Origin of the sequence: Agromyces bracchium, from assembly GCF_009709675.1 — a bacterium.
Lineage (GTDB): Bacteria > Actinomycetota > Actinomycetes > Actinomycetales > Microbacteriaceae > Agromyces > Agromyces bracchium.
In genome coordinates, this window is sequence record NZ_WMLB01000022.1 from 66,316 (window position 1) to 78,520 (window position 12,205).

Annotated in this window: 12 protein-coding genes; 8 read left to right on the plus strand and 4 right to left on the minus strand. The window is 72.2% G+C overall.

Features of this window, described 5'->3' with window-relative positions:
* Positions 1-120 precede the first annotated feature (120 nt).
* From GJ743_RS08775 to GJ743_RS08790, 4 genes are read left to right on the plus strand one after another with little or no spacing between them, the layout of a single operon-like run.
* Positions 121-708 (plus strand): TetR/AcrR family transcriptional regulator, encoded by a 588-nt coding sequence (locus GJ743_RS08775; protein WP_230386680.1) that lies wholly within the window; start codon positions 121-123, stop codon positions 706-708.
* On the plus strand, positions 705-2,006 hold the full coding sequence (locus tag GJ743_RS08780; protein WP_328288980.1) for an MFS transporter: 1,302 nt from the start codon (positions 705-707) through the stop codon (positions 2,004-2,006). The genes GJ743_RS08775 and GJ743_RS08780 overlap by 4 nt, the downstream gene beginning before the upstream one ends.
* A complete protein-coding gene (locus GJ743_RS08785) occupies positions 2,003-3,301 on the plus strand; it encodes an alanine racemase (protein WP_376862006.1) in 1,299 nt (432 codons plus the stop codon). Before GJ743_RS08780 ends, GJ743_RS08785 begins: the two co-directional genes overlap by 4 nt.
* A complete protein-coding gene (locus tag GJ743_RS08790; RefSeq protein ID WP_196216968.1) occupies positions 3,298-4,656 on the plus strand; it encodes a D-arabinono-1,4-lactone oxidase in 1,359 nt (452 codons plus the stop codon). The genes GJ743_RS08785 and GJ743_RS08790 overlap by 4 nt, the downstream gene beginning before the upstream one ends.
* Here GJ743_RS08790 and GJ743_RS08795 read toward each other — a convergent pair.
* Together GJ743_RS08795 and GJ743_RS08800 are read right to left on the minus strand one after the other, a co-directional pair.
* A complete protein-coding gene (locus GJ743_RS08795) occupies positions 4,631-5,365 on the minus strand; it encodes an ABC transporter permease (RefSeq protein WP_155051526.1) in 735 nt (244 codons plus the stop codon). The genes GJ743_RS08790 and GJ743_RS08795 overlap by 26 nt on opposite strands.
* Complete coding sequence (locus GJ743_RS08800; protein WP_376862008.1) at positions 5,362-6,195, minus strand: ABC transporter ATP-binding protein; 834 nt, start codon at positions 6,193-6,195, stop codon at positions 5,362-5,364. Before GJ743_RS08800 ends, GJ743_RS08795 begins: the two co-directional genes overlap by 4 nt.
* A 132-nt stretch (positions 6,196-6,327) precedes the next feature.
* Between GJ743_RS08800 and GJ743_RS08805 the strand changes: the two genes are divergently transcribed.
* Positions 6,328-6,894 carry a LemA family protein gene (locus GJ743_RS08805; protein WP_155051527.1) on the plus strand — a complete coding sequence of 189 codons (567 nt, stop codon included), beginning with the start codon at positions 6,328-6,330 and terminating at the stop codon, positions 6,892-6,894.
* 6 nt (positions 6,895-6,900) lie between these two features.
* The gene (locus tag GJ743_RS08810) at positions 6,901-7,773 is read left to right on the plus strand and encodes a M48 family metalloprotease (RefSeq protein WP_155051528.1); all 873 of its coding nucleotides are present in this window, start codon (positions 6,901-6,903) and stop codon (positions 7,771-7,773) included.
* On the opposite strand, the gene GJ743_RS08815 is transcribed toward GJ743_RS08810, so the two are convergent.
* Positions 7,770-9,002 carry a winged helix-turn-helix domain-containing protein gene (locus tag GJ743_RS08815; RefSeq protein ID WP_155051529.1) on the minus strand — a complete coding sequence of 411 codons (1,233 nt, stop codon included), beginning with the start codon at positions 9,000-9,002 and terminating at the stop codon, positions 7,770-7,772. The two genes, GJ743_RS08810 and GJ743_RS08815, sit on opposite strands and share 4 nt — an antisense overlap.
* 71 nt (positions 9,003-9,073) lie before the next feature.
* Between GJ743_RS08815 and GJ743_RS08820 the strand changes: the two genes are divergently transcribed.
* Positions 9,074-10,309: an AI-2E family transporter gene (locus tag GJ743_RS08820; RefSeq protein ID WP_328288981.1), complete on the plus strand. Its 1,236-nt coding sequence runs from the start codon at positions 9,074-9,076 to the stop codon at positions 10,307-10,309.
* 1 nt (position 10,310) lies between these two features.
* Positions 10,311-11,600 carry a threonine ammonia-lyase gene (gene ilvA / locus GJ743_RS08825; RefSeq protein WP_155051530.1) on the plus strand — a complete coding sequence of 430 codons (1,290 nt, stop codon included), beginning with the start codon at positions 10,311-10,313 and terminating at the stop codon, positions 11,598-11,600.
* A 75-nt stretch (positions 11,601-11,675) separates the two neighbouring features.
* Here the strand turns inward: ilvA and greA are convergent, their stop codons facing one another.
* The gene (gene greA, locus GJ743_RS08830) at positions 11,676-12,167 is read right to left on the minus strand and encodes a transcription elongation factor GreA (RefSeq protein WP_155051531.1); all 492 of its coding nucleotides are present in this window, start codon (positions 12,165-12,167) and stop codon (positions 11,676-11,678) included.
* Between the last annotated feature and the right edge of the window lie 38 nt (positions 12,168-12,205).

Here is a 12,205-nt window from a genome sequence, read left to right on the forward strand (position 1 = left end):
CGGGAGGCTGGTGCGATGCGCGCGGTGCGTGCATACTGGGTCGAACTGGGACGATCGTCCCAGTTTTCGTGTCTCGCCCAAGGCGCCGAGCACGAGTCCGAGAGGAGCGCCGTGTCCCGCATGTCCGCCGCCGAGCGCCGCCCGGTGCTCATCGAGGCGGGCCTGCGCGTCATCGCGCGCGAGGGCATCGCCGGCGCGAGCACGCGGGCCATCGTGGCCGAGGCGGGGATGTCGCTGGCGAGCTTCCACTACGCGTTCGACTCGCGCGACGCGTTCCTCGACGAGCTCATCGCGACCGTCGTCGCGCGTGAGGCCCAGGCCGTGCTGCCCCTGCCCGACGTCGACGGCGACCTGCGCGAGGTCGTCGACGCGGCCTTCCGTCGCTACCTCGAGCACCTGCGGGCCGATCCGGCGCACGAGCAGGCCATGCTCGAGCTCACGCAGCACGCGCTGCGCGCGCCGGAGCGGCATCCGCTCGCCGTCGCCCAGTACCGGCGGTACGCCGACCTCGCCGAGCGCGCGCTCACGCTCGCCGCCGAGCGGGCCGGCGTCACGTGGCGCGCGCCCGTGTCGGAGGTGGCCGGGGTGCTCATCGCGTTCTCCGACGGCATCACCCTGAACTGGCTCGTCCACCGCGACGACGACGCCGCGCTGGCGGCCGCCCGCGCCGCCGCCGACGCCCTCTCGAGAATGGCGGAACCCCGGTGACCCGGACCCACGACGCCTCGCCCACGCCGCCCGGAGCGGCGTCGACCACGACGCCGGCCGCCGGCGCGTTCGAGGAACCCACCCGCCCGGTCCGCGCCGGTTGGATGGCCGCGTTCGCCGCGGCCTGGCTCGGCATCTGGATGGCGCAGCTCACCCCCGTGCAACTGCTGCTGCCGGCCCAGATCGACGCCGAGCTGCACCCCGACGACTGGATCGAGAGCGTCGTCGCGTTCGGCGTGGTCTCCGGGATCGCCGCCGTCTTCGTCGTGATCGCCTACCCGCTGACAGGCGCCCTCTCCGACCGGACCACGTCGCGGTTCGGCCGTCGCCGGCCGTGGATCGCGGGCGGCGCCGTCCTCTTCGCCGGGTCGCTCGTGCTGCTCGGCCTCCAGCACGAACTGTGGGCCATCGGCGTGGCGTGGGTCGGCGCGACCATCGGCTTCTGCGTGATGACCGCGGCGCTGACGGCGACGATCTCCGACCAGGTGCCGGTCGAGCAGCGCGGCGTGGTCTCGGGGTGGATGTCGGCACCGCAGGCCGTCGGGATCATCCTCGGCCTCGTGCTCGTGACCATGGTGTTCACGGGTCAGCTCACGGGCTATGCCGTGATCGCGGCGGCGCTCCTCGTGCTGGCGGTTCCGTTCCTCCTCCGCCCCGACGCCCCGCTCGCCCCAGCCGAGCGCGCACGCGTGACCGCCCGCGGCATCCTCTCGAGCCTCTGGATCAGCCCGCGCGCGCACCCCGACTTCGGCTGGACCCTGCTGAGTCGCGTGCTCGTCTCGATCGGCAACGCGCTCGGCACGAGCTTGCTGCTGTACTTCCTGATGTTCGGCCTCGGCGACCCGAACGCCGAGGACGACCTGCTCGTGCTGACCCTGATCTACATGGTCTTCGTGATCATCGCCTCGCTCGCGTTCGGCCGGCTCTCCGATGCGCTCGGACGGCGGCGGATCTTCGTGCTCCTCGCGTCGGCGCTGCAGGGGGTCGCGGCGCTGCTGCTCGCCGTCATGCCGTCCGTCGCCGTCGCGATGGTCGCGGCCGGCCTCCTCGGCCTCGCGTACGGGTGCTTCCTCTCGGTCGACCAGGCGCTCGCGACCCAGGTGCTTCCCGATCCCGCCGCGCGCGGCAAGGACCTCGGCATCATGAACATCGCGACCGCCGTGCCCCAGTCGATCGGCCCGCTGCTCGGCGCGCTCGCCGTCGCCGCGACGGGCTCGTTCACGCTCGTCTTCGCACTCGGCGCGGCGTTCGCGTTCGCCGGTGCGGTCGCGGTCTCGCGGGTGCGGGGCGTCCGGTGACGGCCGCGCTCGACCTGCGCGGCGCCACGACGGCGACGACGGATGCCGCGGCGCACGCTCCGGCCGAGCGCGCCGTCGGCGCGCAGCCCTGGCTCGAGCCATCCGCCCACTGGCCGGCGCTCAACGAGGCGACGCGGCACCTGGACGCGCCCGTCGGCGCGCTGCACCTGGGCGCCCTCCGCTGGAACGCGCACGAGATGCTGCGCCGCGCCGCGGGCACGCCGATCCGCATCGCGACGAAGTCCGTGCGAGTCAGGGCGGTGATCGAAGCCCTCCTCGACCTCCCCGGCTACCGGGGCGTGCTCGCATACACGCTCGCCGAGGCGATCTGGCTGGCCGAGCGGATGCCGCGGCTCGACGACCTCGTCGTCGGGTACCCCACTGCGGAGACCGCGGGCATCCGCCGGCTCTCGACCGACCCCGACCTGGCGCGCCGCATCACGCTCATGGTCGACGCGCCCGCGCAACTCGACCTCGTGGACGCCGTCCTCCCGCCGTCGCAGCGCGAGGAGATCCGGGTGTGCCTCGAGCTCGACGCCTCGTGGCACGCGCCCGTGCTCGGTCACCTCGGCGTCCGGCGATCGCCGGTGCACGAACCCGACGACGCCGGCGCGCTCGCCGCGTACGTCGCCGGCCGCCGCGGGTTCCGCCTGGTCGGCGTGATGGCGTACGAGGCGCAGGTCGCGGGCGTCGCGAACGCGCCGCACGGTCGCCCGGTCGACGGGGCCGTCAACCGCTGGATGCAGTCCCGCTCGATGCCCGAACTCGTCGACCGCCGGGCGCGAGCCGTCGCCGCGGTGCGCCGCCACGCCGATCTCGAGTTCGTCAACGGCGGCGGCACCGGCTCGCTCGAGGCCACCGCGGCCGACCCGTCGGTCACCGAGCTCGGCGCGGGCTCGGGCATCCTCGCGGGCCACCTGTTCGACGGCTACGCGCACTTCACGCCCGCGCCGGCGGCCGCGTTCGCGCTCGACGTGGTGCGTTCGCCGAGTGCGCGCCACGCGACGATCCTCGGCGGCGGCTGGGTGGCCTCGGGTCCGCCCGGCGGCGATCGATTGCCGCGGATCGCCTGGCCCGAGGAGCTGAGGATGCTGCCGCGGGAGGGCGCCGGCGAGGTGCAGACCCCGGTGACCGGGCGCGGTGCGCCGCGGCTCCGGCCCGGCGACCGGGTCTGGCTGCGGCACACGAAGTCGGGCGAGCTCGCCGAGCACCTGAACGAGTTCGCGCTCGTCGACGGCGACGAGGTCGTCGGCACCGTGCCGACGTACCGTGGAGAGGGGAAGGCGTTCCTGTGACGGCGAGCGGAGCGGTCTGGCGCAACTGGGGGCGCACCGCGGCGGTGCGTCCGAACCGGATCGAGCGTCCGGCCGACGAGGGCGCCGTGCAGCGCGCGGTCGTCGCGGCCGAGGGGCGGCGCATCAAGCCCGTCGGCTCGGGCCACAGCTTCACGGCGATCGCGGCGGCCCCCGACATCCAGCTCGACCTCGCCGACCTCTCGGGCGTGTATGCCGCGGATGCCGCGACCGGGCGCGTCTCGCTCGGCGCCGGCACCCCGCTGCATCGACTCCCGCACCTGCTCGCGCCGTACGGCCTCGCGATGCCGAACATGGGCGACATCGACCGGCAGACGATCTCCGGGGCGACCTCGACGGGCACGCACGGCACCGGCATCGGCTTCGGCGGCCTCGCGACGCAGGTCGTCGGCGCGCGGCTCGTCACCGGCACCGGCGAACTCCTCACGGTGAGCGAGACCGAGCGGCCCGAACTGCTTCCCGCGGTGCGGGTCGGCCTCGGCGCGCTCGGCGTGATCACCGAGCTCACGCTCCAGCTCGTGCCGCGCTTCGTGCTGCACGCCGTCGAACGGACCGAGCCGCTCGACCTGGTGCTCGACGAGTGGATGCCACGGGTCCGCGAGCACGACCACTTCGAGTTCTACTGGTTCCCGCACACGGCGACAGCCCTGACGAAGACGAACACGCGGCTGCCCGGCGACGCGCACCGTACGCCGCTCGGTCGCGCCGAGCGCTGGCTCTCCGACGAAGTGCTCGCGAACGGCGTCTACCGCGCGATGTGCGCGCTGGGCCGGATCGCGCCCCCGGTCACGCCGCCGCTCGCCCGCCTCGTCGATCGGTTCACGGGCAATCGCGACTTCAGCGACTTCTCGCCGAACGTGTTCACGACGAACCGGTCGGTCCGGTTCCGCGAGATGGAGTACGCGATCCCGCTCGAGGCGATCCCGGAGGCGTTCCGCGCCATCCGCTCGCTGATCGAGGCACGCGGATGGCGCATCAGCTTCCCGATCGAGGTGCGCGCCGCGGCATCCGACGAGAACTGGCTCTCGACCGCCTACGGACGGCAGACCGGGTACATCGCCGTGCACCGGTACTTCCGCGAGGACCCGACCGAGTACTTCGCCGGCGTCGAGGAGATCATGCGGTCCTTCGGCGGACGGCCGCACTGGGGCAAGATGCACACGCAGACGGCCGAGACGCTCCGCGAGGTCTACCCGCGCTTCGACGAGTTCCTCGAGGTGCGCGACCGACTCGACCCCGACCGGCGGTTCGCGAACCCGCACCTCGACCGCGTGCTCGGCGGCGCCGAGGGGCGGGGCGGCCGGTCGACGGTCAGGGCGTTCGACGGCGCAGCGTGATCGACCCGAGCACGATCGACCCGATGATCCACGCCCCGATCACGAGGACCTTCCCCCAGATCCACGCGGCGTCCTCCGAACCGTCGGCGACGGCCGTGAGCGCATCGATCGCGAAGCTCAGCGGAAGCGCATCGCCGATCGCCTGGAGCACCTCGGGCAGCTGGTCGCGGGGCAGGAAGATGCCGCCCAACAGGATCTGAGGGAACACGAGCACCGGCATGAACTGCACGACCTGGAACTCGGTGCGCGCGAACGCGCTCGCGAGGAGCCCGAGCGACGTGCCGAGCAGGGCGTCCGCGACCGCGACCGCGAACAGGAGCCAGACCGACCCCTCGATCTCGAGGCCGCACACCCAGACGGCCCACGACACCGCGATCGCCGTCTGGAAGATCGCGAGCAGGCCGAAGGCGAGCGCGTACCCGAGGATGAAGTCGCCTTTGCCGAGCGGCATCGAGAACAGCCGCTCCAACGTACCCGTCCGGCGCTCGCGCAGCGTCGCGATGCTCGTGACGAGGAACATCACGATGAACGGGAACAGCGCGATCATCGCCGGGCCGATGTCGGCGAACACGTCGGTGTCGGTGAAGATCCACGCGACGAGGCCGATCAGCAGGCTCGGCACGACGAGGAGCAGGCCGATCGTGCGAGGGTCGTGGCGGATCTGGCTGAGCACCCGACCGGCGGTCGCGAGGGTGCGCATCGGGGTCATCGCGGCGCCTCCTCGTCGGTCATCGGCGTCGTCGCGCGCTCGATGAGCGTGAGGAACGCGGTCTCCATGTCGTCGGTGCCGGTCGCGGCGAGCACGTTCGCCACGGTGGCGTCGGCGAGGAGCTCGCCGTTGCGCATGAGCAGGAGCTGGTCGCAGCGCTTGGCCTCGTCCATCACGTGGCTCGAGACGATGAGCGTCGCGCCCTCGTCGGCGAGCTGGTGGAACAGCTCCCACAGCTCGACACGGAGGACCGGATCGAGCCCGACCGTGGGCTCGTCGAGCACGAGGAGCTCGGCATCGCCGAGGAGCGCGGTGGCGAGCGAGACCCGGCTCCGCTGCCCGCCGGAGAGCGAGCCGGCGAGGCGCCGCTCGACGTCGCCCAGGTGCGTCCGCGCGATCGCCTCGTCGACCTTCGCCTTCGGCACGCCGAGCACGCGCGCGAAGTAGGCGAGGTTCTGGCGCACCGTCAGGTCGTCGTAGACGCTCGGCTGCTGCGTGACGTAGGCGACGCGGCTGCGGAGTTCGCGCGAACCAGCGGCCAGGCCGAGGACCTCCACGGTGCCGGACTGCACGACCTGCACGCCCACGATCGAGCGCATGAGCGTCGTCTTGCCGCTGCCGCTCGGGCCGAGGAGCCCCACGATGCGTCCGCGCCGAACGGTGAGCGAGAGCCCGTGCAGGACCGGCGTCTTCGCGCGTCGCACGTGCAGGTCGCGGACCACGATGACGGCCTCGGCGGCGTCGCCGCCATCCGCTCCGCCGGAACCCGGCACCTGAACCGATTCGGTCGGGGCGCGATGACGCGCGTGCGCGGCGGAGGACTCGTCCACGGGCCGAGCCTACGCCCGGAGGCGCGCCTCCGCTCGCTTCGAGTCTCATGGGAGTTCCCCGCACGTCAGCGGCGTGATCGTTAGGATTGAATGTCCGCAGATTTCGTCGCCGAAGCCTCAGGAGTCCCCGCCATGGAATGGCTGATCCCGCTCATCATCGTCGTCGTCCTCGTCCTGGTGATCGGCATCTACCTGTGGGCGACCTACAACTCGCTCGTCACGCTCAACGTGCGCGTCGACGAGGCCTGGAGCGACATCACGGTGCAGCTGAAGCGGCGCGCCGACCTCATCCCGAACCTCATCGAGGCGGTCAAGGGCTACGCCGCGCACGAGAAGGCCGTCTTCGAGAACGTGACGAAGGCGCGCGCCGAGACGCTGTCCGCGAGCGGGCCGGCCGAGGCATCCGCCGCTGAGAACCACATGCAGCAGGCCCTGAAGTCGATCTTCGCGGTGGCCGAGGCCTACCCCCAGCTCCAGGCGAGCCAGAACTTCCTGCAGCTGCAGTCCGAGCTGGTCGACACCGAAGACAAGATCCAGGCGTCGCGCCGCTTCTACAACGGCGGCGTGCGCGAACTCAACACCAAGATCAAGGTCTTCCCGAACACGCTGTTCGTCCGCAGCCTGGGCTTCCACGAGCGCGAGTTCTTCGAGGTGACGGAGGCGGCGGCGATCGCCGAGCCCCCGCGCGTGCAGTTCTAGCCGCCGATGTACCGAGCGATCGCCCGGAACAAGCGCAACTCCGTCTTCACGATCATCCTCTTCCTCGCCATCGTCGGCGGACTCGGCTACCTCGCCGCGGTGATCTACCAGGACCTCACGATCGTCGTGATCACGCTCGTCATCGCGACGGGGTACGCGCTCTTCCAGTACTTCACCGCCGACCGCCAGGCGCTGGCGATGTCCGGGGCCGTCGAGATCCACAGCGTGTCGGAGCATCCGCGGCTGTGGCGCACGGTCGAGAACCTCTCGATCACGACGGGCACCCCGATGCCGCGGGTCTTCGTGATCTCCGACCCCGCGCCGAACGCCTTCGCGACGGGGCGCGACCCCGAGCACGCGGTCGTCGCGGCGACCACGGGGCTCCTCGAGATCATGGACGACTCGGAGCTCGAGGGTGTCATGGCGCACGAGCTCGGGCACGTGCGCAACTACGACATCCGGCTGTCGATGATCGTGTTCGGCCTCGTCGTCGCCGTCGGCTTCATCTCCGACATGTTCGTGCGCATGGCGTTCTTCGGCCGCAACAACAACGGCAACCCGGTCGTCATGATCTTCGGCCTCGTCGCGATGCTCATCGCCCCGCTCGTGGCGAGCCTCGTGCAGCTCGCGATCTCACGACAGCGCGAGTACCTGGCGGATGCCACGGGCGCGATGACCACGCGGCACCCCGACGCACTCGCCCGAGCACTCCTGAAGCTCGAGCAGTACGGGCGCCCGATGCGGCGGCAGAACTCGTCGATGGCGCACCTCTGGATCGCCGACCCGCTGAAGCCGGGCGTCATCGACCGGCTGTTCGCGACGCACCCGCCGATCGCCGAGCGGGTCCAGCGGCTCCACGAGATGGGCCGCAGCTTCTAGATCGCCGCCGCCCTGGTCGATGAAGCGCCGAGCGCGGCGCCCAGGGCGGGGGAGAGGTCGCCGCGACCGGCCACCGACACCTCGTCGACCCCCTGCCATGCCGCCGCCTCGCGCAGCACCGGCGCGAGGCGCTCCGCAAGCTCGGGCGGCGCTCCCTGTTCGGCCCACGCCGACTGCACGCGGAGCACGCCGGCCTTGCGATCGCTCTTGAGGTCGACCCGGCCGACCACACGGTCGTCGACGAGCACCGGGAGCGAGTAGTAGCCGAACTTCCGCTGGGGTTCGGGGGTGTAGATCTCGATGCGGTAGTGGAAGTCGAAGAGGCGCTCGGTCCGCGGTCGGAACCACACGACGGGATCGAACGGCGAGAGCAACGCGACGCCCTCGATGCGGCGCGGCCTGCGGGCGTCGCGATGCACCCAGGCGGGCCCCGGCCGGCCGCCGTTGCCCCAGCCGGGCACCTCGACGGGCACGAGCACGCCCGCATCGACGAGGTCGGCGATCGCGGGGCGCACGTCGGCCTGCCGCATGCGCCAGTAGTCGGCCAGGTCGGCCGAGGTCGCGATGCCGAGCGCGGCCGCGGCCCGCTCGACGAGCAGGCGGATCGAATCGGGCTCGGACGGCCCGTGCTCGAGCAGGTGCGGCTCGAGCGCCTGCTCGGGGAGCGCGTAGACGCGCTCGAACCGGCGACGCTCGACGCAGACGACCTCGCCGGTCCGGAACATCCACTCGAGCGTGCGCTTCGCATCGGACCAGCCCCACCAGGGCCCGCGCCGCTCGTTCGCATCGTGCTCGATCGCGCTCGCCGGCATGGGTCCGTTCTCGGCGAGCTCGGAGCGCAGCCATGCGGCGAGCTCGCGGTTCTCGCTGAGCCAGCCGCCCCACTCGGACGTGCCCTCGCGGCGGTACTCGGCGCGACGGAACTCGAACAGCGGCCACAGCTCTCGCGGGATGAAGGCCGCCTGGTGCGCCCAGTACTCGACGAGGCGCCCCCGGCGCCCCCACGCCATGCGGTCGAGCAGCTCGCGGTCGTACCGCCCGAGGCGGCTGAACGCGGGGAGGTAGTGGCTGCGCTCGAACACGTTCACCGAGTCGATCTGCAGGAGCCCCAGCCGGTCGACCACGCCGGAGACCTGCCGCGTGCCCGGCGTCGTGGGAACGGAGCGCCCGAAGCCCTGGGCGGCGAGGGCGATGCGGCGTGCGAGCGCCGGCGAGACGGAGTCGACCATGGTGCCTCGACCATAGCCGCGACCGCCGACACATGGCCGACCGAGCATGGGTCCGCGCCTAGACTGTGACGGTGACCGAGGCGAAGGGGACCTCGCGTGCGCGGCGGATGCGCGTGCGCCGATCCTCCACGTCCGAGCGGGCGGCCGATCAGGCCCCACGCGATGCCGAGCCGGTGCGCGACGCCGCGGCATCCGTGCCCTACCCGATGCGCGTCGCGGCCGCCTGGTCGTGGCGACTGCTGCTCGTCGGCGGCGTGCTCGCCGTCGTGATCTTCCTGATCATCCAGCTCCGCCTGGTGATCATCCCCGTGCTCGTGGCGATCCTCATCTCCGCGCTCCTCGTACCGTTCTCCGGGTTCCTGCAGCGGCACCGCTGGCCGAAGGGTCTCGCGGTCGCGGCCGCGATGGTCGCGACGCTCGCCTTCGTCGGCGGGCTGCTCACGCTCGGCATCTCCCAGATCGTGCGCGGCTCCTCCGACCTCGCCGAGCAGAGCATCGTTGCGTGGGAGGACTTCCGCTCCTGGCTCCTCGAGGGGCCGCTGCACGTGACACCCGACCAGATCGACCAGTTCGTGCAGCAGGCCGTCGAGGCCGCCCAGTCGCAGAGCGGGGTGCTCGTCTCGGGGGCGTTGTCGGTCAGCTCCTCGATCGGGCACTTCCTCGCCGGGCTGCTGCTCGCGCTCTTCGCGACGCTCTTCATCCTCATCGACGGCCGGGGCATCTGGGACTGGATCGTCGGGATCTTCCCCCGGCGGGCGCGTGCCGCGATCGACGGGGCCGGCCGGTCCGGTTGGGCGACGCTCGAGAACTTCGTCCGCGTCCAGATCTTCGTGGCGGCCATCGACGCCGTCGGCATCGGCCTCGGTGCACTGCTGCTCGGCGTGCCGCTCGCGATCCCGATCGCCGTGCTCGTCTTCCTCGGCTCGTTCATCCCCATCGTCGGTGCGGTCGTCACCGGTGCCCTCGCCGTGTTCGTGGCGCTCGTCTACAACGGCTGGGGCATCGCGCTGGCGATGCTCGGGGTCGTGCTGCTCGTGCAGCAGGTCGAAGGACACGTGCTGCAGCCCCTGATCATGGGCACGGCCGTGAAGGTGCACCCGCTGGGCGTGGTCGTCGCGGTCGCCACCGGGTCGCTGCTCGCGGGCATCCCCGGGGCGCTGTTCGCGGTGCCGGTCGCCGCGGTCGCCAACGTCATGATCATGTACATCTCAGGCGGCGCCTGGAAGCAGGCCGAACCGCCCCCGCCCGCCGAGATCCGATCTCCGCTGTGGCGCACGGTACCCCAGCGACCCGGATACGGACGGTGACATGAACCACGCCCTCGACACCACCTCCACGGCGCCGCACGGCGCGAGCGGGGCCCTGCCCGGGATCCCCGGCCCCACGCTCGCGGACTTCGAGCACGCCCAGCGCACGGTCGCCGCCATCGCGCGCCGCACCCCGATGGAGACCTCGCGCCACCTCGGCGCGATCGCGGGAGTGCCCGTGCACCTGAAGTGCGAGAACCTGCAGCGCACGGGCTCGTACAAGCTCCGCGGCGCGTTCAACCGCCTCTCCGCGCTCACAGCCGAGGAGCGGGCGCGGGGCGTCGTCGCCGCATCGGCGGGCAACCACGCGCAGGGCGTCGCCTACGCCGCGCGCGAGCTCGGCGTCCGCGCCACCATCTTCATGCCCGTCGGCGTCGCGCTGCCGAAGCTCGAGGCGACCCGCGCGTACGGCGCCGACGTCGTGCTCCGCGGCGACTCGATCGGCGAGACGCTCGAGGCCGCCGCACGCTTCGCCACCGAGACCGGAGCGACCGTCATCCCGCCGTACGACCACGCGGACGTCATCGCCGGGCAGGGCACGCTCGGCCTCGAGATCCTCGAGCAGGCACCGGATGCCACGACCATCGTCGTGCCGATCGGCGGCGGCGGGCTCGCCGCCGGCATCGCGAGCGCCGCGAAGCAGAAGGCGGCGGCGCTCGGCCGGAGCATCCGCGTGATCGGCGTGCAGGCGGAGAACGCCTCGCCCTACGTGCCCTCGCTCGCCGCGGGCGAGCCGACGACGGTGCCCGTCGTGCCCACGATCGCCGACGGCATCGCCGTCTACCGGCCCGGCGAACTCAACTTCGAGATCATCCGCGACACGATCGACGAGATCGTCACGGTCACCGAGGACGACATCGCCCGCGCCCTGCTGGTCCTGCTCGAGCGCGCGAAGCTCGTCGTCGAGCCGGCCGGAGCGGTCGGCGTCGCCGCCCTGATGACCGGCAGGGTGCACTCCGACGGGCCGCTCGTGGTCGTGCTCTCGGGCGGGAACATCGACCCGCTGCTCATGCAGCGGGTCATCGCGCACGGGCTCGCGGCATCCGACCGCTACCTGACGCTGCGCATCGGGCTGCCCGACCGGCCGGGCCAGCTCGCGCGCATCTCGGAGCTCCTCGCCGCGGCGAACGCGAACGTCGTCGAGGTGCTGCACACGCGCCACGGCGCGGGCATGCAGATCTCGGAGGTCGCGCTCCAGCTCTCGGTCGAGACCCGGGGCCCCGCGCACCGCGAGGAGGTCGTGGCGACCCTGCGCCGAGCCGGCTACGAGCCCGAGATCATCGCGGAGTGAGCCTCGGGTGACCCCGGAAACGCGGAACGGCCCCTCCTGACGGAGGGGCCGTTCGCGTTCGAGCCGGTCAGTGCCTCACTGGCCCGACCAGGTGTCGACGCCCGTGACCTTCACGGCGATCTCGCGGCCGTTCGGGGCCGTGTACGACGTGGTGTCGCCGACCTTGAGGCCGAGGATCGCCGCGCCGAGCGGCGACTGCTCGCTGAAGACGTCGAGCTCGGAGTCGCCGGCGATCTCGCGGCTGCCGATGAGGAAGCGCTCCTCGTCGCCCGCGACGACGGCGGTGATGACGGTGCCCGACTCGACGACGCCGCTCGAGGTGGGGGCTTCGCCGACCTCGGCGTGGCGGAGCAGTTCGGTGAGCTGTCGGATGCGGGCCTCCTGCTTGCCCTGCTCGTCTTTCGCGGCGTGGTAGCCGCCGTTCTCCTTGAGGTCGCCCTCCTCACGCGCGGCCTCGATGCGCTTGGCAATCTCTTCGCGGCCGGTGGTGGAGAGGTGCTCGAGTTCGCTGTTCAGGCGGTCGAAGGCCTCCTGAGTGAGCCAGGTGACGGTGGCGTCCTGCGCCATGGTGCACACTCCCGTGAATAGACATGTCGCCCCAGCGT

Bases quoted from the DNA above. Each gene is read 5' to 3' on its own strand.
- GJ743_RS08775 (WP_230386680.1), top strand. From the start codon at position 121: ATGTCCGCCGCCGAGCGCCGCCCGGTGCTCATCGAGGCGGGCCTGCGC.
- GJ743_RS08795 (WP_155051526.1), bottom strand. From the start codon at position 5,365: ATGACCCCGATGCGCACCCTCGCGACCGCCGGTCGGGTGCTCAGCCAG.
- GJ743_RS08805 (WP_155051527.1), top strand. From the start codon at position 6,328: ATGGAATGGCTGATCCCGCTCATCATCGTCGTCGTCCTCGTCCTGGTG.
- GJ743_RS08810 (WP_155051528.1), top strand. From the start codon at position 6,901: ATGTACCGAGCGATCGCCCGGAACAAGCGCAACTCCGTCTTCACGATC.
- GJ743_RS08815 (WP_155051529.1), bottom strand. From the start codon at position 9,002: ATGGTCGACTCCGTCTCGCCGGCGCTCGCACGCCGCATCGCCCTCGCC.
- ilvA (WP_155051530.1), top strand. From the start codon at position 10,311: ATGAACCACGCCCTCGACACCACCTCCACGGCGCCGCACGGCGCGAGC.
- greA (WP_155051531.1), bottom strand. From the start codon at position 12,167: ATGGCGCAGGACGCCACCGTCACCTGGCTCACTCAGGAGGCCTTCGAC.